This is a genomic window from Odoribacter sp. AF15-53, assembly GCF_003479425.1.
Lineage (GTDB): Bacteria > Bacteroidota > Bacteroidia > Bacteroidales > Marinifilaceae > Butyricimonas.
The window spans coordinates 22,216-47,474 of record NZ_QUHC01000016.1 but is presented as its reverse complement, the minus strand read 5'-3'; the positions used below and the strand labels follow the sequence as shown (position 1 = coordinate 47,474).

General features: G+C 49.6%; 17 protein-coding genes. 9 read left to right on the top strand and 8 right to left on the bottom strand.

Going from position 1 to position 25,259, the window contains the following annotated elements:
* Positions 1 to 42: 42 nt before the first annotated feature.
* The 8 genes from DWW52_RS19245 to DWW52_RS19210 form a co-directional block, all read right to left on the bottom strand.
* Entirely contained in the window at positions 43 to 1,239 is a 1,197-nt protein-coding gene (locus DWW52_RS19245) for a DUF255 domain-containing protein (protein ID WP_118717418.1), read from the bottom strand.
* A gap of 9 nt (positions 1,240 to 1,248) precedes the next feature.
* Complete coding sequence (locus tag DWW52_RS19240) at positions 1,249 to 2,817, bottom strand: PKD-like family lipoprotein (RefSeq protein ID WP_118717416.1); 1,569 nt, start codon at positions 2,815 to 2,817, stop codon at positions 1,249 to 1,251.
* A 12-nt stretch (positions 2,818 to 2,829) separates the two neighbouring features.
* On the bottom strand, positions 2,830 to 3,537 hold the full coding sequence (locus DWW52_RS19235; RefSeq protein WP_158582672.1) for a DUF4843 domain-containing protein: 708 nt from the start codon (positions 3,535 to 3,537) through the stop codon (positions 2,830 to 2,832).
* Between the two features lie 27 nt (positions 3,538 to 3,564).
* Positions 3,565 to 5,016, bottom strand: a complete 1,452-nt coding sequence (locus DWW52_RS19230) for a RagB/SusD family nutrient uptake outer membrane protein (protein WP_118717412.1) — start codon at positions 5,014 to 5,016, stop codon at positions 3,565 to 3,567.
* Between the two features lie 13 nt (positions 5,017 to 5,029).
* Positions 5,030 to 8,392, bottom strand: a complete 3,363-nt coding sequence (locus tag DWW52_RS19225) for a SusC/RagA family TonB-linked outer membrane protein (RefSeq protein ID WP_118717410.1) — start codon at positions 8,390 to 8,392, stop codon at positions 5,030 to 5,032.
* 76 nt (positions 8,393 to 8,468) lie between these two features.
* Positions 8,469 to 9,647 carry a FecR family protein gene (locus DWW52_RS19220; RefSeq protein ID WP_118717408.1) on the bottom strand — a complete coding sequence of 393 codons (1,179 nt, stop codon included), beginning with the start codon at positions 9,645 to 9,647 and terminating at the stop codon, positions 8,469 to 8,471.
* Between the two features lie 756 nt (positions 9,648 to 10,403).
* A complete protein-coding gene (locus tag DWW52_RS19215; protein ID WP_118717406.1) occupies positions 10,404 to 11,018 on the bottom strand; it encodes an RNA polymerase sigma factor in 615 nt (204 codons plus the stop codon).
* A 60-nt stretch (positions 11,019 to 11,078) separates the two neighbouring features.
* Positions 11,079 to 11,537, bottom strand: a complete 459-nt coding sequence (locus DWW52_RS19210) for a hypothetical protein (protein ID WP_118717404.1) — start codon at positions 11,535 to 11,537, stop codon at positions 11,079 to 11,081.
* A gap of 71 nt (positions 11,538 to 11,608) precedes the next feature.
* On the opposite strand from DWW52_RS19210, the gene DWW52_RS19205 reads away from it, so the two are divergent.
* The 9 genes from DWW52_RS19205 to glsA all read left to right on the top strand — a co-directional run bounded on the left by DWW52_RS19205 (position 11,609) and on the right by glsA (position 25,083).
* Positions 11,609 to 12,118, top strand: a complete 510-nt coding sequence (locus tag DWW52_RS19205; protein ID WP_118717402.1) for a calycin-like domain-containing protein — start codon at positions 11,609 to 11,611, stop codon at positions 12,116 to 12,118.
* Between the two features lie 172 nt (positions 12,119 to 12,290).
* A complete protein-coding gene (locus DWW52_RS19200) occupies positions 12,291 to 14,381 on the top strand; it encodes a M3 family metallopeptidase (protein WP_233556989.1) in 2,091 nt (696 codons plus the stop codon).
* A 138-nt stretch (positions 14,382 to 14,519) separates the two neighbouring features.
* Complete coding sequence (gene crcB, locus DWW52_RS19195; RefSeq protein WP_118717398.1) at positions 14,520 to 14,897, top strand: fluoride efflux transporter CrcB; 378 nt, start codon at positions 14,520 to 14,522, stop codon at positions 14,895 to 14,897.
* A gap of 275 nt (positions 14,898 to 15,172) precedes the next feature.
* On the top strand, positions 15,173 to 16,306 hold the full coding sequence (locus DWW52_RS19190; RefSeq protein WP_118717396.1) for an efflux RND transporter periplasmic adaptor subunit: 1,134 nt from the start codon (positions 15,173 to 15,175) through the stop codon (positions 16,304 to 16,306).
* Positions 16,303 to 19,410, top strand: a complete 3,108-nt coding sequence (locus DWW52_RS19185) for an efflux RND transporter permease subunit (RefSeq protein WP_118717394.1) — start codon at positions 16,303 to 16,305, stop codon at positions 19,408 to 19,410. Before DWW52_RS19190 ends, DWW52_RS19185 begins: the two co-directional genes overlap by 4 nt.
* A gap of 104 nt (positions 19,411 to 19,514) precedes the next feature.
* Entirely contained in the window at positions 19,515 to 20,891 is a 1,377-nt protein-coding gene (locus DWW52_RS19180) for an efflux transporter outer membrane subunit (protein WP_118717392.1), read from the top strand.
* A gap of 197 nt (positions 20,892 to 21,088) precedes the next feature.
* The gene (locus tag DWW52_RS19175) at positions 21,089 to 22,291 is read left to right on the top strand and encodes an MFS transporter (RefSeq protein ID WP_118717390.1); all 1,203 of its coding nucleotides are present in this window, start codon (positions 21,089 to 21,091) and stop codon (positions 22,289 to 22,291) included.
* 107 nt (positions 22,292 to 22,398) lie between these two features.
* Positions 22,399 to 23,946: a putative glutamine/gamma-aminobutyrate antiporter GadC gene (gene gadC / locus DWW52_RS19170; RefSeq protein ID WP_118717388.1), complete on the top strand. Its 1,548-nt coding sequence runs from the start codon at positions 22,399 to 22,401 to the stop codon at positions 23,944 to 23,946.
* 171 nt (positions 23,947 to 24,117) lie between these two features.
* Entirely contained in the window at positions 24,118 to 25,083 is a 966-nt protein-coding gene (glsA, locus tag DWW52_RS19165) for a glutaminase A (RefSeq protein ID WP_118717386.1), read from the top strand.
* Positions 25,084 to 25,259 lie beyond the last annotated feature (176 nt).

Genomic DNA, 25,259 nt, shown 5'->3' with positions numbered 1-25,259 from the left:
AATAAAGAAGCCTGAAAATCAAATTTTCAGGCTTCTTTATTTTTACCTGTATGCACTCCCCACGAAAGGCAAATTCAAATACCGATACAGGGCCAGTGATAACATGGGTTTCCCAAACATCGGCATGCTGGCCAACACGGCATAAGCTTGTTTATAATCCTCCCGTTTAGCATGAGCCACCGCCAAGTATAACAAATTCTCCTGACTAGGTTGTGCTTTCATCGCACAATCGGCAACCCGGATCACTTCTTCCACCTCTTCATCCACGACGGGAGCCTCTCGAAAATAATTGGCAATAATCATCGTGTAAAAAAGCTGGCTATACAAATACTTGTGTTCATCGCCATACTTCTCCGCGAGAGGTATAATCGCGGGAATCGCTTTACCATATTCATGATCAAAAAGTAGCCTTTCCACCTCCAGAATATCATAATACATGATTGCTAAAGGCGAATCCAATCTTTTCAAATCCTGTATATATCGTTCATATTCCTTCGGTTTCTCTTGATACATGATACTCCCGACACGAACGACAGCCCGGTACATGTTGATCCAGAAATCCTTATCGTAATTTTTGTACACATCCGCATGCAAAATAAGTTGCTTGACAACCTTTTTATCTGGAGAACGTATACAAGATCGCAACACGCTGTAAGCATCTTCCGAGAGCAACTCCTCATCCGTAAGTCCCGACAAATAATCTTCCAGACAAACATCCACCCGATCCGGGTCGAGCTTCCCCAGAGCGCCGAAAACATAAGATCGCACGAGTTCAATGGAACGTTCGCCGCCCTCCCATCGTTCTTTCATTGCCGCCAACTGTCTCGGAAAATCCGAATCCTTGGAAGCCTTCCCTTTCTCGATAAAAGCGAGAGCCTCCAGATACCCCACGTGCAAATCAAGCAAATCACCGTTCTCGTTCAGCCAGAAAAAAGAAGGATAACCACCGGCTTTATACTTCTTAAAGAACCCGTGCTCACTCTGTTTTTCCGCGTCCAACTTCACGCAAACAAAATGAGCATTATAAAACTCTCCCACTTTCTCATCCGTGAAAACGTTCTTTGCCATCATTTTGCAAGGCCCACACCACGAAGTATACACGTCTACAAAAATCCCTTTTTTCTCGGCCCCGGCTCGCTTCACAATCTCTTGGAAATCTCCGGTCGTGAAATGGATCCCCTGTGCAGCAACAAGCTGCACGGAGATACACATCATTAAAAATAAAACAATCTGTCTCATGTTTATATATTATTCGTATTTCTCTTCTATATCTATCACCCGATCACAAAATCCAGCTTTCCGGTATACCGGATCAGCATGAATCCCCCCTACCGTACCCAACTCGTAATAAGCGATCCCGCCTTTACTGTTTCCCGTCACATTTTGGTCCCGTATACATAAACGTACCTGTTGTGCCGTCCGGGTTGCCAAAGGATTTTCCGGTGTCGGGGCCGGAACCAGAATGGCATCCACTTTCATCCCCGTGATAGAGAAACCATCTTTATTCCCGTCTATGATTTCCGCCTCCAAATTACTTGTCACGCCCTCTCTCAGACTACTCAACGCGATCGAATAGACACTATTCCCCGTTGAATAAAACAAGATATCTTTCATATCATTCAGAGAGGCAAAACACGTCGCTTCCGCAAAATGAGGAGCAATTTCGGGAGTTATCGCAATCTTTGCCAGACTGGTTCCCTGATTGGCCGATGTAATCCTTATTTTATACAAATAACTCTGCATCGTTTCTTTTTGGCGTAACAACATCCAACATTCATTATTGGCAGAGAGTAATCCCCCCGCCAGGTATTCCATTCCCGTCCCCATATTATTACAATCGAAATAATTCAAATCTCCGGCCTCTGTTTTCAACTGCTTCAACGGGGCTTTATTCCACACCGTATTACTATGTACTAGAATCCGTCCGTTCAGTTCATCATAAAATGCAGGCCCACTGGTCGACTGTACCATCCCCGTTCCGATCTGGTATTCCGTCGCCCCTTCCACCACGACCATCGGGGCATCCCAAGTCATGGCCCCCATGTTTGTTCCTCTTTTAAACACCTGATTACTGATAATCAAATAATCAACAGACCTTGATGTACTTGCCACGTGCAATTTTGATGAATAAATCCCCGTTTCCGGCATGAAAGTTATCGCGCTCTCGACAGTACGATTACTTTTCATAGATACCGGATTCAGAAAATAACCTCCCGTTTCATTCTCACACAACACCAACACCTCTTTCATCTGCGGTTGGTATTTATTGGGATTCAAGGCATAAACCCGCGTGGGATGAACTAATTTCTCCCCGTTAGCCGCCTCGAAAACATTCTTGATAAATGTCTTCTCCGCGTCATCAACCATGAAATGAAGCGCGCTAGAACCATTTTCCTCGCACAACAAAAGTGTTCCTTTCGTGAAATCGGAAAGAACTTCCAGTTTCATTTTCTTCCGATAATACACGCCGGTAGTCTGATCCGTGATTTTCACCACCAGGGAATAATCCTCCCCCGGTACCAGGATTTTCGGATCAATGAAAGCATTCAAATCTTTCGTCTTTCCCAACGTATCCGCCTTCAACCGGGAAGTCGCCGTGTAAGTATACCACACGAAACTCAACCGGGATTCATCCCCCGTCGCGGTTTTTATCGACAAGGGAATCTGTAAATAGCTCCCCAATTTCGCGCTGTACTTGTCCTGTAATCCCTCCAGCGTAACCTCGTTCAGTTCCTCGATCCGGGTATTACTCTCGTCGTCCACGCATCCCATAAAAGACGCGAGGAACACAAACCATATCAATAAATATTGTCTCATACTTTTTACGAATTAAAATGGATCCCACACTTCTATTTTCTTACCGTTCTCGTCTTTCACGTCATGCGTCGCGTAATAGTAACAAACCGTCCTCCCCTGAATCATAAAATAGCTGTAACTACCGGGAAAACTAGCGACCTCATCCTGCGTCAGCGGGAAATCATGCCCCATCACCTCGATACATTTCTCGTGTTTCACCTGAGAATACTCCCCGAAATAGATGACCAACAAGTCTTCCCAATAACTGGGCTTCACCAGTTGATTCGTTACCCTCACGTACACGCGGGATTTATCCTCGTAAGCCACGTCAAAATCGTCCGTGGGCACGAGCCGGAGTGCCAAGGTCAAGATATCATCGTCTATATCCGTCCCTCCCTGTATCAGGTAAACAGGTATTTTTACTTCTCCACTACCCGGTTCAAGCCAATACGTCTCGTCCATTTCGTAATACACGCCTTCTCGTGCAGTCGTTTCATCCTTATCCACGACCAAGCCTATGGGCGCCCTGTGTTCTAAACTCTGTCCGACCAGCTTAACGGTCAGATAAACGGTATCCCGATCTTCTTTCGTCATCCGGAATGAATAAGTCACACTATCTTTACCTGCCGTGTAATCCGGGAAGAAAACAGAAGGTTTGGTCGTGTATACCAAACGATCATTCTCCTGACATCCTATACACGAAACGGCAAATAAACACATCCATACTATATTTCTTATCATAGAGCCATTCATTTAAAAATTCTTTGTCTACATGTTACCATAATCCAATTCATCTTTCGGCACGGGAATCCGGTAAACCGCATTTTTATCCGCCAGGTTCACCGTGGAGAAAACGCCGATACGTCCCAGATTCATCCGTTTATAATAGAAAAACATCTGTCCCTCGGCCACGAACTCTTTCCGGTACTCCTTGGCGATCTCGTCCGCCAGGTCAACCTCCCCCTCCAAGGCCGCCAACCCGCGATGAGCACGGATCTTGTTCAGGTAAGCCAGACCGTCATTACCGGAAGCACACTCCGCCGCAATCAAGTACAATTCGGACAGTCTCACGATAGGAATAAACTTCACGTTCTTGTATTTTGCCGGCATCCACGACGAGCTGACATCCGTCGGCTGAAACCACAATTTCAAGCGAAAATCATCATCCCCCGCCGTCACCGCCTGGTAGAGATTCGTCACCTTGGTTCCCGTGAAACACAGCGCCGTGGCACTCGTACTCACGCCATTTTTTATGGCATTCTCGCCAAAATAGGCCGATGTTCCCTCTTCCAACTCCTCCACGTTCAACCGGAATAATATCTCATCTTTAAACAACCGATCACTCTCACTGGCGGAATTTGCCAATCTTAAAGGCTCCATAGGCTCCCTCGTGTTCTCGTTGATCACCTCGCGGATAGCCCTCATCGCGTTATCCTTGTCCCCGATATAGCTATACGCTCTCGCTTTCAACGCTGACACGGTGAAACAATTCATCCGGCTCCCGCGATCGCTCATGCTGGAATCACGGGTTTCATACAGATTTTGATACGCCGGACCGAACCAGTCGGAATTAACCAGCATCACCCGTGCCGAATCCAGATCACGAACAACCCGGTTGACAAACGTACCCATGGACAAAGCCGGTTGAGCCACGTTCGTGTAAGCATCGGCATAAGGAATCGTCTGTTGCTCCAACCCGTCTGCCGGTGAAGCTCCGAATAAACGGAGCAAATCCAAATGCAGGAACGCGCGTAAGCCCAAAGCCTCCCCTTTCACGACCCGGTAATGTTGTTCGGAACTGAACACGGCTTTATTCTTATCGACGTATTCCAACAACACGTTCAGATTCACAATCGCCTTATAGTGTCCTTTCCAGATAGCCTGCAAACGGGTTTCTTCCTTGGAATCCTTGTAATCATAGCTTTTCGCCTTGTAATAATTATGTGTCTGGCTCGTGATCTTATCATAGTACTGCGCCATCACATCCAGGTAACCGTAAGTCAGTTCCCGCCCGTACGCGGAGGGAGTCACCATAACGGAATAAACACCCGTCAACACATCCCAGAAGCCATTCTCGTCCTTGAATAAATCATCCGATTTCACGTCCGATTTCGGGGAAACATCAAACCACGCCTCGCACGAAGTCATGCCCAAACATACAAAAAAGGCGACAATCATTATTTTCATATCCTTCATAATTTCATAGCTTTTATATTCCATGTATCACAACATTTTAAAAGACAACTTGCAGCGACAGCGTGTAAGTCCGGGCAAAAGGATAGACCGTTCCCCGTTCCATCTTCACCGTGGAAGCTCGGAATATATCATTCCCGATAGCAGTGACTTTCAATGATTCCATACCCAAGCGACGTAATTTCTCTGCCGGGAAACGATACGACACGCTCAAAGAAGAAAGTTGCACGTAATTCTCCTTCTCGATAAAACGCGATGTCGGCATCGTGATTTCCGTGTTACCGATCGCTTTAAACCGGGCCACATCCCCCGCCTCCTTCCAACGATCGTACAACACCCGACGATCGGCATTATTCTTCGGGTCCACGTTCTCCACCTTATCCACCAGAGTCTGGTTGTATATATCCCCCCCGATACTGTATTTAAAGAAAGCGTTCAATTGCAATCCCCTGTACATCAACATTGTTCCAAAACTTCCCTCAACATCCGCATCCTTACAACCCAACGGTTTATAATTATCCGTACTCCACTTGTCTACCTTCTTCCCATCCTGATCAAGAAATATCTCGTCCCCGCTATTCGGGTCAATCCCCAGGGACTCGTTCGCCCAAATGGCATTAATAGATTTCCCTTTCTGGTATCGAACCACCGGGCGATTACTTTTCTTGTCATCTTCAGCATTATTTACCTTGTCATCTTGCATACGATTATACGCGGCCAAAGCATCGTTCAGTTTCAACAACCGGTTCCGGTTACTCATCACGCCGACAAAAAGATCCCATTGCAACTCTTTCCCCGTGTCACGAATCACCGATCCCCGGATATTGGCCTCGATCCCCCGATTCTCAACCTCACCCAAATTATCCTTGTAAGAATTAAAACCCGTTGAAGGAGCCAACAACACATCTATCAACAAAGCCTTAGAATCCTCTTTATAGTAATTCACGTAACCCGACAACCGGCTCCTGAAAAAGGCAAAATCCAACCCGATATTACGTTTCAAATTCTTCTGCCATTTCAAGTCCGTGTTCCCGTAACTCTTCAACAACGCCCCGATACTCCCGTTGTAAGTGATTCCATCCACCAGATCATCTTTGTAACTAAACATCCGGATAGACTGGAACGGGTAAAAATTCTGTCCCCCGGTACTCCCGATCGACCCCCGCAATTTCAAATCACTCACGACACGGGAATCCTCGAACCATCTCTCCCGGTGTATATTCCACGCTACCCCGACGGAACCGAACGTTCCCCAGCGTTGATTCGCACCGTACACGGACGAACCGTCCGTACGAATGGAAAGATCAAGCAGGTAACGATTATCCCAACCGTAATTGACATTGCCCGCGAATCCCATCAAGCGACTCACCTCGTAATCTCCCGACGGTTTTCCTCCCTCTTTAAAAGCGGTTCCCATCCCGAAATGATCCATTTGCTCGTTCGGGTAATTCACCGCCAGCACGGAATAACTGTCAACACTACTCTCCCTCACGTTCCACACGGCCGCCACATTTATACTGTGTTTCTCGAACGACCGGGCATAATTGAACACCACGTTAGCATCGTACGTGAACGTCTTCCGTTCCCCTTTTTCGTAGCTTCCTTTATATTTTGTTGTCGTGAAATCCGTGTGCGTGGCAGGTTTAAAGTCATCGGAACTCTCCTTCTTGCTGTTCAACGACAACTTCCCGCGTAACGTCATCCCCTCCATGATATTCCATTCTATCGAGAAATTATTATTAAACTCGCTGTAACTGGATTCGCTCCGCGTATTCTTGGCCGCGTTATACAACGGGTTCGGAACCGTTACATCCCCGTCAAGCGTCGGTTGATACAGGTATTGCTTCACGTTCCCGTTCTCGTCATACGGGTAAAAATAAGGATTCTGGTACGTGTAAGTAGTGAAAGAACCGTAAGGAGAATTCGTACCTTTCACGCTCGAATAGATCAAGTCATTGATAAAACGCAGATTTTTATAATTATATTGCAATTTACTCCCGATCCCGATCGTCCGCCGCCCCGACTTTTTCATCACCCCGTCCGTCACGTTATAATTCACGGAAAGGCCATACCGGATAGAAGAATCTCCCCCTTCTACCAGCAAAAAATGCTTATGCCCGAATCCAAGGTCTTTTATCGGCTTACTCAACCAATCGGTATCAATCCCCTGCTTCACCCACTTCAACCGCTGGTTATACCGGTCGCTATACCTATCACCCTGCTCGATATTACTATGCTTGTACAATCCCGCCAAACGCTCGTACTCCAACTTTTCCGCGGCGTTCATCAGGTCGTAAACCCCCAAGTCCGCGAACGAGAAATCCCCGGAAAACGTGTAGCTCAACCGTAATTTCCCGGCTTGAGGCTCCACGGTTTCCACCACCACCACCCCGTTCGACGCTCTCGAACCGTAGATGGCCGTGGCGGCGGCATCCTTCAATATCGTGATCGAGGCCACCCGGTTCGGGTCCAAATCGAAAATCTTCTCGGCATTCACCTCGAACCCGTCCAGTATAAACGTGGGCATGTTAGGCGAATTCTCGTATTCCGACTGCAAGCTCCCACCCCCGCGGATCGTGAACTCCGGGATCGTGTTCGGGTCACTCCCCATCTCTATATTATCCAGCAACTTGAACGAGGGGTCCAGCACGGAAAGCGTCGACAACACGTTGCCGGAAGACACCATGCGTAATTTATCCCCCGTGAAAGAAGTTGTCGCTCCCGTGTAACTCTCTTTCTTACGATTGTAATATCCCGTGGAGACCACCACCTCGTCCAGGGCCTCGATATCCTCTTCCAGCACCACGTTCACTTCTTGCTGGTCCGTAACCTTCACCTCTTTACTTTGCATACCGATAAAAGAGAATATCAAGACAAGGTCTTGCCGCGCGGGCAACGTGATTTTATACCTTCCCGCCGTATCCGTAACCGCCCCGATCGAGGTCCCCTTCACCAGCACGGTCACGCCGATCAACGGTTCCTTCCGCTTATCCCTCACCACCCCGGAGATCGTGATCTTCTTCTGTTCATCCGGTTTCTGTTGCACCTTCATCAGGATCACGAACTCCCGGTCCATCTCGAAAGTCAAGCCTCGACCCGATAGTACTTTCTCTAACAAATCCGCCAACTCTATCCGCCCGAAATTGGCCTCGACCCTCATCTTCTTGTCCAGCACATCGCTATTATACATCACGATACAACCGGTTTGCTCACGAATCTCCTGAAACAACTTCTCGAAAGTAGTTTCTCCCATTTTCACGTTCATCTGGTTCTGCGCCGTGCTATTGGCGTATCCTCCCAACATGAAACAAAAAAGAAATACAAGTGTTAATCGCATAGCTAATAAGAATTTCCAGCGTTCGTTTTTCACCCAAACGAACCCCATTAATGGATTTTTTTTCATACATTTGTGTTTTAAGTTTCCAAAACTTTATCCAGACCGAAAGGTGGTACGAACACCTGACGGTCTTTTTTTATCATTATCTCTCGTGAATCTGAATCACTTTCCCGTCCACTTTAAAATACACGTCCGATGTCTTCTCTATAAAATCGAGCATGAACTGCAACGTGTTATTCCTCTTGATCGCCCCCGTGAATCGCTTGGCACGGGCACCGCTATTGACAAAGAAAAAATCCACGTCATACCAACGACTCAATTTCATCACCAGCTCTTCAAGAGTCATCTCCCCGAAATCAAACAACCCGTCCCGCCACGACACGTAAGAAGAAACATTTACCTCCCGGCGGGAAAGCTGCCTTGTGTCACTGTCCACGACGGCCTGCCAACCGGGGGTCAACAAGCATGTATTCCCCCGGCTCTCGACTTCAACCTTCCCTTCCACGAGCGTGATTTCCGCCAACGGTTCATTCTCGTAAGCCATCACGTTGAACGAGGTTCCCAGCACCCGCGTCGAAACCCCGGAAGCATGCACGATAAACGGCCTTGAAGAATCCTTCACCACCTCGAAATAAGCCTCCCCTTTCACGTGAACTTCGCGTTTATCCTTGGCGAACACGACGGGAAATCTCAACTCCGTCTCCGCGTTCAGCCACACCCGAGTTCCGTCCGAAAGCGTCATGATATATTCTCCCCCGCGAGGAACCACGAGTCGATTGTACGTGATAGCCTGTCCCCGCGATATATCTCTCAGGCTATCTGGAATTTCATATTTCAATCCCCCGATGGCATCTTCTTTTAACAAAGTTCCTTGCACCTGCATGCGAAAAAGCGTGTCCGCCGCCAAAGAAACATGCCTCCCGTCACTTAATACCAGGGTCGCTTTCGGGCTACCGGACCGCACCTCCGACAGGTTCAACGGAAATTCTCCCGTCCGGGGTATCTCTTTCATCCATAGAAACATCATCCCGCCAACAATCACGCACGCTGCCGCGACACACCTCCACACGTAACGTGACATTTTCCGTTTCCGAGTTCTCGAAATCCGTTTTAACAAAGATGCTCCCGCCGCTCGCATGTCAATCTCGTCCCAACGTTTCGCGTATCCTAACCGGTAATATAACCGGGATAAACGTTCATACTCCCGGTGATTTTCCTCGTTTTCTTCTATCCATTTTTTCACCCGGTCAACCTGCTCGCCCGTGGCGTTACCCTGCCAGCAAGCCTGTATATCCCGGAATATTTCATCGTGTATTTCCATGACTTTGATAATGTAATTTACCAGTTAAACAAAATTTCCTCTTTGGCGGGTGAATAAAAACAATCTTTTTTTTCATCTTTTTTTAGAACCCTCTTCCCGAAAACGGTGAGTATTCCAATTCCTCCTCTGCGTATAAGGGCACAGAAAAAGTTTCATTATTTGAACTACCACCCCTGGCCCCTCCTTACACAGGAGGGGAAACCGCTTGGTAATCAACTCTCCCCCTGTGTAAGGGGGAGCCGGAGGGGGTAGTTGTTTATCACAATACCGACTTTTTCAGTGGCCTCTATAAACAGAGGGAGAGCTGGAATACTCTTCCTCTTGGCTATATTCTTCACTCTAAACTTCTTTGTTGAACTATTTTTTCTTATAAAAAAGAGGAGTACAAAGAATAGTTATTTATAGAAGGAAACTAGCGATTAAGCGAGAATAGACAGGGAGCTTGCTCGTTGTATGTCCATACATCACGAAATATACTCCCCGCCTTATTATCTAAAAGGAAATGACAACTTGTATACTACTTAACAATAATTCCTGATAAGTTCCCGATAAGTAAGCAAGGAAGTACCCGGGAGAACCCCGGAAGCAATCACATCAAAATCAGGCGATTAATCTATCTCACGGACAAAGCATTAATTCACGACCAATCATTGTATACAAAGGTCAATTCTATCAAGTATAGCTTCCTCATATACACCGTGTAGCCGCACGACACCATGATCATGCAGACCTCTTTATCAGAAAAAGTGTTGGAAATCACGAAAGCCTCTTTCCCGAACTCGTGAAATGTGACAATCGAGAAGAAACTTTGGTAAAACGAATAACAAACAGGAGAAGTATTCCCCGCTGATCTTTCAACAACACGCGTAATTCCTTTATCCCCGCTTTCAGCAAAGTTTTCACGGTATTGACAGAGACCCCCAGTTCATCGGCAGCCTCTTTATACATGCGCCCTCCCAGCATGACGCACTCAACCACGTTACGCGTCTTTTCCGGCAAGCAATCCAAAGCTTTCCGGATCGTAGTCATCACTACCGGATCGAATTCCCGGGCTTCTTCCTGCGCTATCTGGTAATGAGGTAAATCGAGAAGTTCCGTCTTTATCCCTCGCCGGATCAATTGATTGGTACAACTATTTTTCACCATGGTAAAAAGAAATGTGCTCAACGCCTTCTCGTGAATCCGCTCGTAAAGCCGTTCCTCCCACAATTTCACGAATTGTTCCTGCACCACGTCTTCGGCCCCGGACAAATCATGCAGGAAACCGTCAGCGAATAAAACCAACGGCTTGTAATAGCGATCAAACAAGGTAACCATTCCCTCTCGTCGTCCCGCTTTCAACAATTCGATAATTTGACTATCACTCCTCATCTTGTACACTCTGGTAGTGATACAAATGTATGATTTTATTTTTTATTCCGGCGGGAATATCTACACCTTTTTCGCCTTGTAAGTCACCTTTGTTTCCATGGCATCCATGATCGTGGCTTTCACCAGCGAATCGAGTTGACCGTTGACGATCGTTCCCGTGGCGGTCACCTTCATCGGCATCCCGTTATAATTATAGCCAAACGAGATATTCAGTTGATACACGTTCTTACCGTCCTTCACCACCGGCTTCACGGAAACACCCGTTGAACGATAACTGAACTTTTGCCCGTTAGGCAGCACGAAATCCGTTACCACCACGATCACGCTATCCCGGTGAGTGCGTTTCAATTCGAGCTTCAACTTCATCTTTTGCTGCATGATCTCGATAAAGGCCTCCCCCTCGTACGTCCCGGCAACGGCAGCCGCGTGATCCTTTTTGTCCGAACTCTCCACCGACGTGGCTTTCACCGATCCCCCGACCGCAAGTAATAAAAGAAGAAGTAATCCTACAAATTTCATAATCCTGATGGTTTAATTGATAAAAGTTTCTATTTTTAACGGTCGAAAATACAAAAATAAATCAACACTTCATGAAACGGACTATTTTCTTTATCGGAATATTACTAGTGACGATCACAACATCCTCGTTGTTAAGTTCTTGTAACAGTTGTAGCGATCGACGGGCACGTGACGTCTCCTCCCTTCCCGGCCTGTACGAGGGCGAGGCCACGATCATCCTACCCGATCACGTGAAAGCGATGCTAAAACCCGATGCCAACGGCAAGACGCTGGTTCCCGAAGGCCCGATCCCCTGCAAGATCAGGATCACTGCCGATACCAGCAAGAACGTGACGCTGCAACTCGTGGACTTCACCATGCCCGTGCGGGGTATCACGGTTGATCCGGCTAAAAGCAAGGTCATCGAAACCGACACCACCTTCAACCTCGAAGGAGGAGGAAAAGTTACCGCCGGGCAACAAACCATTTCCTACACGCACAAAGGTAAAATTCAAAACGACAATCTCGATCTCGATATCACCGTCACCGTGATCCCGATGATCGTCGAGCCCAAGATCGTGTTCAAGGGGAAGAAGAAGTAAATCATAGTACTTCTTTCCATGAAATCCAAACATTGGCACGAATCATGTCGTGGCAAGCGCGAGTTTTCAAGCGTCTCCCCGGCGAAGACTTTACAGGCGTTATGAACTTTACAAACTATTCTGTAACTTCGCCACCGAAATTTCGAATACAAATCAGAACACTAATTAAACAATGAGAAAGACAACATTTATGGCTGCAATTATTCTTCTTGTGGCATCCTGCGGAAAGACGGAACAAAACCCGCTATTGACGAGTTTTGACACGCCCCACCAGACGCCTCCATTCGATAAAATCAAGGCAGAGCATTACGAACCCGCTTTTGACGTGGCTATCGAGGAAGCCAGGAAAGAGGTCGAGCAGATCGCCTCTTCCAAGGAAACCCCGACCTTCGAGAACACCATCGTGGCATTAGACAACGTGGGCGGACGGATGAATGCCATTTCCGGCATATTCTTCAACCTCAACGCCTGTCTCACCGACAGCCTGATGCAGGACATCGCCCAGAACGTGTCGCCCAAACTGACCTCGTTCAGTCACGCAATCTACATGAACCCGCAACTTTTCGACCGGGTGAAACAAGTACACGCTCAGAAAGAACAGTTGAACCTCAACCCCGAACAAACCATGTTGCTGGAAAACACGTGGAAATCGTTCATTGACGGGGGAGCCAATCTCGAAGGAGAGGCAAGGGAGCGCTTCAAGGAAATCTCGATCGAACTGGGTAAACTGAGCCTCACGTTCGATAAGAACGAGTTGGCCGAGACCAACGCTTTCCAACTGCACGTGACGGACGAGAAGGATCTTTCCGGTCTACCCGATGGTGCCAAGGAAATGGCCGCCATGACCGCCAAACAACAGGGCAAGGAAGGTTGGATTTTCACCCTCCACTACCCGAGCATGGGACCTTTCATGAAATATGCCGATAACCGGGCCTTACGCGAGCAAATGTACCGGGCCAACTCTTCCCGCGCATACCATGCTAACGAGTATAATAACGAGGAGGTCATCAAGAAAATCACCGCCCTGCGTTTTGAAAAGGCGCAATTGATGGGTTACAAGACTTACGCCGATTACGCCCTGACGGATCGCATGGCCAACACGCCGGAGATCGTGAATAATTTCATCGCCGAACTTCATGATGCTTCTTATCCTTACTCCGTGAAGGACAAACAGGAAGTAGAAGCGTTCGCCCGTAAAGCCGGGTTGAAAGGCGATTTACAACGTTGGGACTGGGCCTACTATTCCAACAAGTTGATGCAGGAGAAATACGCGCTTGACGACGAGATGCTGAAACCCTACTTCAAGCTTGAAAACGTGCAGAAAGGCGTGTTCGACCTGGCTACCCGTCTCTACGGTATCACGTTCAAGGAAGTAAACAACATCCCGCTATATCACCCCGAGGTGAAGACCTACGAGGTATACGACAACGACGGTTCGTTCCTTGCCGTTCTCTACACGGACTTTTTCCCGCGGGAAAGCAAGGGCGGTGGCGCATGGATGACCGAATTCCGCGGCCAGAAAATGGTCAACGGCAAGGATCAACGCCCGCTGGTATCCCTAGTGATGAACTTCACGAAACCCACCGACACGAAACCTTCGCTACTGACATTCAACGAGGTAACCACGTTCCTGCACGAGTTCGGTCATGCCCTTCACGGTATTTTCGGCAAATGCACGTACGCTTCGACCTCCATGGACGGTGTTTCCCGCGACTTCGTGGAACTACCCTCGCAATTCATGGAGAACTACGCGCTCGAAAAAGAGTGGCTTGACACGTGGGCCGTACATTACGAGACCGGAGAAAGTATCCCGCAGGAATTCATCGACAAGATCAAACGTTCGTCCAACTTCCAAGCCGGATACGGTAGCGATCGCCAGTTGAGTTTCGGCATGGTTGACATGGCATGGCACACGATCACCGCTCCCGTTACCGAACCCCTCGTGGAATTCGAGCAACGGGCCATGGGCAAGACAGAAATCCTGCCTATCGTGAAAGGTAGTGCCTTCTCGCCCGCGTTCGGACATATCTTCGCCGGGGGATACGCCGCCGGGTATTACGGTTACAAGTGGGCCGAGGTTCTCGACGCCGACGCATTCTCCCTGTTCAAACAGAACGGCATCTTCGACAAGGCTACCGCCGAATCGTTCCGCCGCAACGTGCTGGAGAAAGGTGCGTCCGAGAACCCGATGACCCTCTACAAGCGTTTCCGCGGTCAAGAACCGACGGTTGACGCCCTACTGGAAAGAAGCGGACTGAAATAAAAGGGTTCATAAGGTCCATAAAGTCATAAAGTCATGGACCCCTGCGGGGCGCTTTGTCTACGGCAGCTTGAGCTGCCGATAAACACTGTCCGAAGGACACCCGTGACTTTATGGACTTTATGGACTTTTGACTATACTATGTACAAGACATTATTTTTTATCGGGTTAGGAAGTTTCTTCGGGGGAATATTTCGCTTCCTCCTCTCCCGTTTCATACAAAGTTTTTCAATCGTGACCTTTCCCGCGGGAACGCTCTTCGTCAACATCACGGGTTGTTTCCTGATCGGTTTTCTCTACGGGTTGTTCGAGCGGGGTAACGTGCTAGACGGGGACTTGCGCCTGTTCCTCACCGTGGGATTGTGCGGTGGGTTCACGACCTTTTCCACGTTCATGAACGAGAACTTCATGCTGTTGCGGGATCAGGAATTCTTTTATTTCATTCTCTACACGACACTCAGTATCGTGCTGGGATTGCTGGCCGTTTACCTCGGGCAATTTCTGGTTAAGGTGTGGTAATAAAGTCCATAAAGTCGAGCCTAAGGCTCTTAAAGTCCATAGACTTTATGGACTTTATCCCCCTTTGCCCCTCCCCGTGCCGCCTTTTTCCACATTCGTGTGGTATAATTCTACAACTTTCTCTCTTTCAGAGGAACGAATCGACATGTAGCATTCTTTTTATCGGATTATTGATCAACAATATAACTTATTTTTACAACTTCACGTAAAACGTAGCATATATTTTTCATTAGAAAAGACGAACAGGAATAAGTATGTAAACAAAATCAATCAATATGAAACAAACAGGAATAATGATAGCACTCGTGGCTGTAGCACTTTTGTCCGGCTGCAAACACAAGACGGAACCGGAGCGGCAAGTGGTGGCAGTCGAGGAAGTCGGAGTGGATAACGTGGAAATATACGGGGAATACGTCGGGCAAATCCGGGCGAAAGGATTCGTCGAGGTTCGGGCTCGCGTGGAAGGTTACCTTGAACAGATGCTTTTCGAGGAAGGAAAGCGCGTGAAACGGAACCAACCCCTGTTCAAAATAAACAGTGATCTTTACCGGGCACGTGTTGACAAGGCCAAGGCGCAACTGGCAAAAGACCAAGCCCAGGAAGCAAAAGCCGCTCGTGACGTGGAGCGTCTTCGTCCCCTTTACGAGCAAAAGGCGGCCAGCCAGCTCGACCTTGACAATGCCGTGGCAGCCTACGAAAGTGCCAAGGCGAACGTGGCCATGAGCAAGGCTGACCTGGCGCAGGCAGAATTGGAACTGGGTTACACCACCGTACGCTCCCCGATTGACGGGTACATTAGCGAACGGTACGCCGACATCGGCACGCTCGTGGGTCCCGGTGGGAAGTCGCAACTGGCAACTGTCGTGGAGAGCGACGAGGTTCTGGTGGATTTCAGCCTTACCGCCCTTGATTACCTGCGCAGCCAGCAGCGAAACGTGACCCTCGGAGAGAAGGACGCGAACCGCTCGTGGCAGCCGTCCGTGACAATCACGCTAGCCGACAACTCGATCTACCCGCTCACGGGTATCGTTGATTTCGCCGATCCGCAGGTTAACCCGCAAACGGGAACTTTCGGCGTGCGCGCAGAACTCCCCAACCCTGACCGGAAATTATTACCGGGACAGTTCACCAAGGTAAAACTACTACTCGACGTACGCGAGAATGCCGTCGTCGTTCCCAGTAAAGCGGTAGCCATCGAGAAAGGTGGTGCCTACATATACGTTGTTCGGCGTGACAGCACGGCCGAAAAGCGGTTTATCGAAACCGGACCGGAAGTAAACAATCACATCGTGGTAGAGCGAGGCCTTGGCCCCGGCGAGCTGGTTGTCGTTGAAGGATACCACAAACTGACCCCGGGAGCACTCGTTAAACCCGAAAGAATCGCCACGAAAGAGGAGGTAGAGTTATGAAACCCGGCTTCTTCATCGACAGGCCGATATTCTCGGCCGTGCTTTCCATTGTCATCGTGCTGGTGGGCTTCATCGGGTTGTCCCTGTTGCCTGTCGACCAGTACCCGCAGATCACCCCTCCCGTCGTGAAAATCTCGGCCTCCTACCCGGGTGCAAGTGCCGTTACCGTCTCGCAGGCGGTGGCCACGCCCATCGAGCAGGAGCTGAACGGTACGCCGGGAATGCTATACATGGAATCGAGCAGCTCCAATTCCGGAGGTCTCTCGATCACCGTGACCTTTGACATATCGGCCAATGCCGAGCTGGCAGCCGTCGACATACAGAATCGCGTAAAACTGGCCGAATCCCGGCTCCCGGCAGAAGTCGTGCAAAACGGGATCAAAGTCGAGAAACAATCCTCCAGCCAGTTGATGACGCTGACACTCACCTCGTCCGATCCCCGGTTTGACGAAATATATCTCAGTAACTTCGCCACCATCAACGTGCTCGACGTGTTGAAACGCGTACCGGGCGTGGGACGAGTTTCCAACATCGGTAGCCGTTATTACGCCATGCAAATATGGATACTTCCCGACCGTATGGCTAACTTCGGGTTAACGATCAAAGATTTACAGAACGTACTGAAAGACCAAAACCGCGAGTCGGCGGCCGGGGTTCTCGGCCAACAGCCCATGACGGGAACAGACATCACCATCCCGATCACCGCACCGGGACGTCTCTCGTCGGTCAACGAATTCGAAGAAATCGTCGTGCGGGCCAACCCCGACGGCTCGATTATCCGCTTACGCGACGTGGCACGGGTATCACTTGAAGCCAGTTCCTACAACACAGAGAGTGGTCTGAACGGCGAGAATGCCGCCGTGCTCGGCATCTACATGCTACCCGGGGCAAACGCCATGGAAGTCGCCAAGAACGTGGAAAAAGCCATGCAGGAGATCAGCAAGGATTTCCCGGAGGGCGTGAGCTACAACATTCCGTTTGACATCACAACGTATATAGCCGAATCCATTCACGAGGTATACAAGACCCTTTTCGAGGCCCTTTTCCTCGTGATCCTCGTCGTGTTCCTCTCCCTGCAAAGCTGGCGTGCATCGCTCATCCCGCTGGTGGCAGTTCCCGTGTCGCTGATCGGAACTTTCGGGTTCATGCTCGCCTTCGGGTTCTCGCTCAACATGCTAACCTTGCTGGGACTCGTGCTAGCGATCGGTATCGTCGTCGATGACGCCATTGTCGTCGTCGAGGGAGTCGAACGTATCATGGAAGAAGAAGGATTGTCTCCCTACGAGGCTACCCGCAAAGCCATGAAAGAACTGACCGGGGCACTCGTGGCCACCTCGCTCGTGCTGGGTGCCGTGTTCGTTCCCGTGAGCTTTTTGCCCGGAATCACGGGTATGCTCTACCGCCAGTTTGCCATCACGATTGTCGTATCCGTGCTGATCTCACTGGTCGTGGCCCTCACGCTGAGTCCCGCCATGTGTGCCATATTACTGCGTCCCTCCGACGGCCGGAAAAACTTCGTGTTTCGCAAGATCAACGAATGGTTGGCACGTGGAAATAACAAATACATCCACCTGTTACAACGGGCGTTAGCCCGTCCCCGCCGCATCATCGCGTGGTTCGGTATGGCAATCGTGCTGATCGTCGTACTCAACCGGGTAATCCCCAGCAGCTTCCTGCCGGAAGAAGACCAGGGATACTTCAAAGTGGAACTGGCATTACCCGAGGGAGCCACGCTCGAACGTACCCGCAAGGTGACCGAACGGGCAGTCGACTACCTGAAAGACCACCCTGCCGTGGCTTACGTGCAAAGCGTGGCCGGGAGCAGTCCCCGCGTCGGTACCAACCAATCGCGCACAGAACTGACGGTTATCCTCAAACCCTGGGAAGAACGCAAGAAAGGCAACCTATCCCTTGAGGAGGTCATGAGCGACGTCCGCTCCGAGTTCAAAAAATACCCCGAGGCCCTCGTATTCCTGTCCACGCCGCCCGTGATTCCCGGGTTAGGAACATCGGGAGGATTCGAGTTACAAGTGGAAGCCCGCAACGGTGCCACCTTCGAGAACCTCGTGGAAGCCGTCGACACACTCGTCAAATACGCGGCCAAAGACAAGGCGTTGACGGGAGTATCCTCTTCCCTGCAAGCCGAAATCCCGCAACTGTACTTTGACGTGGACCGCGACAAGGCACAATTCCTCGGCATTCCGCTGGCGGACATCTTCTCAACGATGAAAGCCTACACGGGTTCGGTATACGTCAACGACTTCAACATGTTCAATCGGGTATACAAGGTATACATGCAAGCCGAGGCTCCCTACCGGATGCAGAAAGAGAACCTGAATATGTTCTTCGTGAAGACCTCCAAAGGTAACATGGTTCCCCTGACCGCGCTGGGTCGGGCGGAAAACACCACGGGACCGGGATCAATCAAGCGTTTCAACATGTTCACCACGGCCGTCATTAACGGGGAAGCAGCCCCGGGACACAGTTCCGGCGAAGCCATGCGGGCGATCGAGAAACTGGCCCGTCAACACCTGCCCGATAACATCGGTATGGAATGGAGCGGACTGTCGTTTCAAGAAAAGAAAGCCGAGGGACAAACGGGAATGGTCATGGCGCTCGTCTTCGTGTTCGTGTTCCTTTTCCTCGCTGCCCTCTACGAGAGTTGGTTCGTACCGATTTCCGTACTTCTCTCCTTACCGATCGCCGCGTTGGGAGCTTACCTCGGCGTATGGATTTTCGGACTAGAGAACGATGTCTACTTCCAAATCGGACTCGTCACGTTGATCGGGCTGGCTGCCAAAAATGCCATCCTGATCGTCGAATTCGCTAAAGTGGAAGTTGATAAAGGTGTTGACGCCGTGCAGGCCGCCATTACCGCCGCCCGTGCCCGGTTCCGCCCGATACTGATGACCTCGCTGGCCTTCGTACTCGGTATGTTGCCCATGGTACTCGCCAGCGGTCCGGGTTCCGCCAGCCGCCACTCGATCGGTACCGGAATCTTCTTCGGGATGCTCGTGGCGATCACCGTCGGCATCGTACTAGTCCCTTTCTTCTTTGTACAAATTTATAAGGTAAAGCAATGGAGAAGAAAAAAGAGTCTATAAATTTATAAGGTCCATAAAGTCTATAAGGTCCATGGACCTTATGGACTTTATAGACTTTCTCCCCCACCAATATCATACATGTTACAATTAACCACATCATTGCCATGAAACAACATCACATAATCCTCATCGCTCTCCTTGTCGGAAGCCTGTTAGGTTCCTGCAAGATAGGCAAAAAATATACCCGTCCGGAACTGGATTTACCCACGGCAATCACCGATTCTATTCCCTCTGACTCATCGACCGTGGCGAACATTCCGTGGTCGGAAATATACACCGATACCGTGTTACAACGGTTGATACGCACCTCGCTCGCTTACAATAAAGATCTATTGGCCGCGGCCGCAAGGGTGAAAGAGAGTCGCTACGCCCACCGCATGGAGAAAGCGAACCTTTTCCCTGCCGTCGGGATCGACGCTCTCGGAGAACGGGAATACGACCGCACCCCCGGCAACACGTTTAACATCGAAGCTTCCCTGACGTGGGAACTCGACCTGTGGGGCAAGCTGCGCTGGGGATCTCAGGCGAGTCTCGCCGCTTACCTCCAGACCGTGGAAGGACAACGGGCCCTGCAAATGACATTAATCTCCGAGGTAGCACAATCGTATTTCGAATTGCGAGCGCTTGACATGGAATTGAGTATTGTCCGCCAAACCTACGATGCCCGTGTTGAAAGCGTGCGCCTCGCCAAACTGCGTTTCGAGGGTGGACTTACCTCCGAAACCGCCTACCGCCAATCACAAGTAGAGTTGGCAAAAACGACCACGCTGATCCCCGACTTGGAACGCAAAATCCGGCTGAAAGAGAACGACATCTCCCTGCTCACGGGACACTATCCCGGCGATATCGCCCGCGGGGAAAACATTGACAAGCAAATGCTGCCTACCTCCCTTCCGGTAGGTCTACCCTCTTCCCTGCTCGAACGCCGTCCCGACATCCGGCAGGCGGAATACAAGCTTAAAGCGGCAAATGCCAAGGTCGGTGTCGCTTACACGAGCCTCTTCCCGCAGATATCACTCACCGCCCGCTACGGACGAGAGGATAATGAACTCAGTGATTTCCTTAAAGCTCCCTACTTCTATCTCGGAGGCAAACTACTAGCCCCGGTACTCAACGCCGGGAAAAACCGGGCACGCCTCAAAGCCGCCCGTGCCGCACTGGAACAGGAAACATATAATTATCAACAAACCGTACTGGCCGCGTTCAAAGAAGTTGACAACGCCCTGACCACTTTCTCGAAAATACGGGAAATGCGGGAATCCCGTTCCCGGCTGGAAGAAGCCGCCCGTTCGTACATGGAACTGGCCAACTTGCAATACATAAACGGGGTCATCAGTTACCTCGACGTGCTCGACGCCCAGCGGGGATACTTCGATGCCCAGATCGGGCTGAACAATGCCGTACGAGACGAATTACTGTCGGTCGTTTACCTATACAGGGCCCTCGGAGGCGGGTGGCAAACCGGGGAAAGTAAAATTTAGTTTATAAAGTTCATAAGGTTTATAAGATTTATAAAGTAACGGGTGTCCTTCGGACTATGTTTGTCGGCAGCTCAAGCTGCCGTGAACAAAGTGCCCCGCAGGGGTCCACGAACCTTATGAACTTTATAAACCTTATGAACTTTATAAACTTTTTCCGCCACTCTCCCGTATAGTGACAAGAACTAAACAAGACCAACATGAAAATACAGACAGGTCATGGCACGATGACGCTTACCGCACTCCTTGCCATCTACTCGATATCCATGGTAACCTCGTTGCCGGGATTAGCAATCTCTCCCATACTCGGAGATCTTCAAAACATATTCAAAGACGCTAGCGACCTCGAATTGCAGATGCTCGAATCCCTCCCGTCGTTCATTATCGTCCCGTTCATCCTGCTAGCCGGGCGACTGTCGGTAAAGATCAACAAAAAAAGAATACTTATTATCGGGTTATCCATATTTTTCGGTTGTAGCGTGATTTACCCGTTCAGTAATTCCTTGTGGCTATTGCTCGTTGTCAGCGCGTTGCTGGGAGTCGGGGCCGGAATGATCATCCCGTTCTCGACGGGGCTTATCGCCGACAATTTCTCTAAACAATACAGGACACGACAACTCGGTATCGCCTCGTCGATCACCAACATAACGCTGGTACTGGCGACTTTCCTCGCCGGTGTGCTCGCAGACCTCAACTGGCACTACGCTTTCCTGGTCTACTGCCTGTCGGGAATCTCCCTGTTATTCGCCTTCAAGCTCAAATCAACCCCGGTAGTGGCACCACAAACGAGTCCAGCCCCGGTAAACACCATGCCAGACAGGACAAAACACAACTGGCCCGTCTCCCTCATGTTCCTCTACTACTTTATCACGTTTCTGGTCCTGACGGTGCCCTTCAATCTCTCCATTTACATGGAAACCCTGAAATTCAAAGATCCCGATATATCCGGCACTTTTATTTCCGTCTTTTTCCTGGCAATGACCGTACCCGGATTTTTCATTAACAACATTATCAACCGGTTCAAAAACTACACGAACGTGATCTCGACAGCCGCCATTGCTATTGGGTTCGTCCTGTTCCTGATGAAAGGCGGAGCCGTATTGTTGACGCTGGGGGTTATCCTCGTCGGACTCGGATATGGCTGCATGCAACCAATCATATATGACAAGACCTCCACGAGTACCACCGAATCCCACGCGACTTTCGCCCTCGCCCTCGTGATGGCGATGAACTACGTGGCGATCATCACCTACCCGTTCATCCTCGAAGGATTACAAGGGATATTCTCCACGGACGCTTCTTATTTCCCGTTCCTGCTAAGTACCATTCTCGCCGCGGCATTTGCCGTGTTCACTTATTTAAAGCGGGAAACGAAAACACTGGGGATAGAAGTTCAAAGTTAAATATTGTACGGAGAAAAACCTTATGATCTTTTTTCCCGTATTTACCCCATACCGAAAAAACTAACCATAATTATTGTAATATAAATTCTAAACTAAATTAATTCAAGATGACAACAAATTCAAACACGAAAGGAACCGCGATGAAACTCGGCGTGATGACCCTTGCAATTATGAACGTTGCAGCGGTCGTGAGTCTTCGTGGTCTACCGGCAGAGGCCGTTTACGGGTTGAGTTCTGCGTTTTACTATTTATTCGCGGCGATTGTATTCCTGGTTCCCACGGCTCTCGTGGCTGCCGAGCTTGCCGCCATGTTCGCGCAAAAAGAGGGTGGAGTTTTCCGCTGGGTCGGAGAAGCATACGGCAAACGTTTCGGTTTCCTAGCAATATTCCTGCAATGGATCGAGAGTACGATCTGGTACCCGACCGTACTTACATTCGGTGCCGTGTCTATCGCCTACATCGGTTTGAATACCTCTGAAGATGCCCTGCTAGCATCGAACAAGATATTCACGCTGGTCACCGTGCTCGCTATCTACTGGGTAGCCACGTTTATCTCCCTGAAAGGATTGGGATGGGTAGGTAAAGTATCCAAGATCGGGGCCATGGTCGGAACGATTATTCCCGCCGGCTTACTGATCGTTTTCGGTATTATTTACATCTCCACGGGAGGCCATAACTACATGGACATGAGCCAAGGTTTCTTCCCTGACCTAACCAAATTCGACAACCTCGTGCTGGCCTCGGGAATCTTCCTTTTCTATGCCGGTATGGAGATGATGGGTATCCACGTGATGGACGTGAAAGCGCCCGCCTCCAAGAACTACCCGAAAGCCATTTTCATCGGTGCCGGAATCACCGTGATCATCTTCGTGCTCGGTACGTTCTCCCTGGGTTTGATTATCCCGGCAAAAGACATTAACCTAACACAAAGTTTGCTTGTAGGATTTGACGGTTACTTGAAATACCTGCACCTGAGCTGGGCTTCGCCGGTTATCGCCATCGCCTTGATGTTCGGAGTGCTGGCCGGAGTGTTGACCTGGGTTGCCGGTCCGTCTAAAGGTATCTTCACCGTGGGTAAAGCCGGTTATTTACCTCCTTTCTTCCAGAAGACCAACAAGATCGGTGTTCAAAAAAACATCCTGTTCGTACAAGGAGCCGTGGTAACAATCCTCGCGTTGTTGTTCGTGGTGATGCCCTCGGTACAATCATTCTACCAGATCCTATCCCAGTTGACCGTACTGTTGTACCTGATCATGTACTTACTGATGTTCTCCGCTGCAATCGTGTTGCGCTACAAGATGAAGAAAGCCGACCGACCGTTCGCTATCGGACGGAAAAGCAACGCCGGGATATGGATTATCGGCGGACTGGGATTCTGCGGAGCCTTGCTGGCCTTCGTGTTAAGCTTTATCCCGCCCTCACAGATCAACGTCGGTAGTAACACCGTTTGGTTCGCCGTACTGATCATCGGATGTATCGTGGTCGTGGCTACCCCGTTCATTATCTACTCCTTGCGTAAACCGTCCTGGAAAGATCCGAACGCGACGATCGCCCCGTTCCACTGGGAAGAACAACCCGTGCAAGCTGCAACTGCAACAGCTACCACACAACCAACCGCTACTCCTAAAGCAACGGATAACACAACTAAAGCATAAACTAGTCTATAAAGTCCGTAAAGTCTATAAAGTTCATAAAGTCATGGACCCTTGCGGGGCGCTTTATTTACGGCCGCGGATGCAGCCGATGAACACTTGTCCGAAGGACACCTGTGACCTTATGGACTTTAAGGACTTTACAGACTTTATGAACTCATTAAAATTACAGGTATGAAAAAAACAATTACAATCAGTGACCTCAAAAACTTAGTAAACGAGGCACACGCTCAAGTGAAAGATTTGAAGGGCGGGAAAAACGCGAATTACATACCCTTCCTCGATAAAATTGACTCTAATTTATTCGGTATATCCGTTTGTCTTCCCACGGGAGAAGTGATAACGGTAGGTGACACGGACTACGTTTTCGGTATAGAGTCCGTATCAAAAGTTTACACGGCAATACTTGTATTACGTCAATACGGGGCACAAGCTGTTCTTGACCAGATCGGGGCCGATGCCACGGGATTACCGTTCAACTCGATCATGGCTATCCTGCTGGAAAACGATCATCCTAGCACCCCGCTCGTGAATGCCGGGGCCATCACTGCCGACAGTATGGTGAAACCGGTAGGTAATAGCGATGCCAAATGGAAAGCAATCACCGACAACATGCGTGAATTAAGCGGCAGCGACTTGAAATTACTCGACGAACTTTACAAATCGGAAACCGAGACGAATTTCAACAACCGTTCTATCGCGTGGTTGCTAAAGAACTTTAACCGGATATACGACGACCCGGACATGGCTCTGGACCTTTACACACGCCAATGCTCCATGGGGGTGACAGCCAAGCAACTGTCTATCGCCGCCTGCACGATCGCCAACAACGGGTTAAACCCCGTGACGAAACAACAAGTATTCGAACCGTCACTTTCACCTAAAATTACCTCCCTGATTGCCACGGTGGGATTCTACGAACACACGGGCGACTGGTTGTACACCAGCGGAGTACCTGCCAAATCCGGAGTCGGCGGAGGCGTGTTGGGCGTGATACCCGGTTTGTTTGGTATCGCCGCGTTCGCACCACCATTGGACGAAGCCGGAAACTCGGTAAAAGCGCAAGCCGCTATCAAGTACATCGCCCAAAAACTAAACGTGAATGTATTTGGCGGTGACCAGATAGAAATAAGTCGATAAAGTCTATAAGGTCTATAAAGTCCATAAAGTCATGGACCCTGCGGGCACTTTGTCAACAGCAGCTTAAGCTGCCGTTAGACACTGTCCGAAGAACACAAGTCTGTAACATCAATAAGGTTTGAGGAGTGTCCTTAGGACAAGTTCTAATGGTAGCCTCCGGCTACCATTGATAAAGC

Bases quoted from the DNA above. Each gene is read 5' to 3' on its own strand.
- DWW52_RS19175 (WP_118717390.1), top strand. From the start codon at position 21,089: ATGAAAATACAGACAGGTCATGGCACGATGACGCTTACCGCACTCCTT.
- DWW52_RS19215 (WP_118717406.1), bottom strand. From the start codon at position 11,018: ATGAGGAGTGATAGTCAAATTATCGAATTGTTGAAAGCGGGACGACGA.
- crcB (WP_118717398.1), top strand. From the start codon at position 14,520: ATGTACAAGACATTATTTTTTATCGGGTTAGGAAGTTTCTTCGGGGGA.
- DWW52_RS19190 (WP_118717396.1), top strand. From the start codon at position 15,173: ATGAAACAAACAGGAATAATGATAGCACTCGTGGCTGTAGCACTTTTG.
- DWW52_RS19230 (WP_118717412.1), bottom strand. From the start codon at position 5,016: ATGGAATATAAAAGCTATGAAATTATGAAGGATATGAAAATAATGATT.
- DWW52_RS19225 (WP_118717410.1), bottom strand. From the start codon at position 8,392: ATGAAAAAAAATCCATTAATGGGGTTCGTTTGGGTGAAAAACGAACGC.
- glsA (WP_118717386.1), top strand. From the start codon at position 24,118: ATGAAAAAAACAATTACAATCAGTGACCTCAAAAACTTAGTAAACGAG.
- DWW52_RS19245 (WP_118717418.1), bottom strand. From the start codon at position 1,239: ATGAGACAGATTGTTTTATTTTTAATGATGTGTATCTCCGTGCAGCTT.
- DWW52_RS19210 (WP_118717404.1), bottom strand. From the start codon at position 11,537: ATGAAATTTGTAGGATTACTTCTTCTTTTATTACTTGCGGTCGGGGGA.
- DWW52_RS19200 (WP_233556989.1), top strand. From the start codon at position 12,291: ATGAGAAAGACAACATTTATGGCTGCAATTATTCTTCTTGTGGCATCC.
- gadC (WP_118717388.1), top strand. From the start codon at position 22,399: ATGACAACAAATTCAAACACGAAAGGAACCGCGATGAAACTCGGCGTG.
- DWW52_RS19185 (WP_118717394.1), top strand. From the start codon at position 16,303: ATGAAACCCGGCTTCTTCATCGACAGGCCGATATTCTCGGCCGTGCTT.
- DWW52_RS19220 (WP_118717408.1), bottom strand. From the start codon at position 9,647: ATGGAAATACACGATGAAATATTCCGGGATATACAGGCTTGCTGGCAG.
- DWW52_RS19180 (WP_118717392.1), top strand. From the start codon at position 19,515: ATGAAACAACATCACATAATCCTCATCGCTCTCCTTGTCGGAAGCCTG.
- DWW52_RS19240 (WP_118717416.1), bottom strand. From the start codon at position 2,817: ATGAGACAATATTTATTGATATGGTTTGTGTTCCTCGCGTCTTTTATG.
- DWW52_RS19205 (WP_118717402.1), top strand. From the start codon at position 11,609: ATGAAACGGACTATTTTCTTTATCGGAATATTACTAGTGACGATCACA.
- DWW52_RS19235 (WP_158582672.1), bottom strand. From the start codon at position 3,537: ATGATAAGAAATATAGTATGGATGTGTTTATTTGCCGTTTCGTGTATA.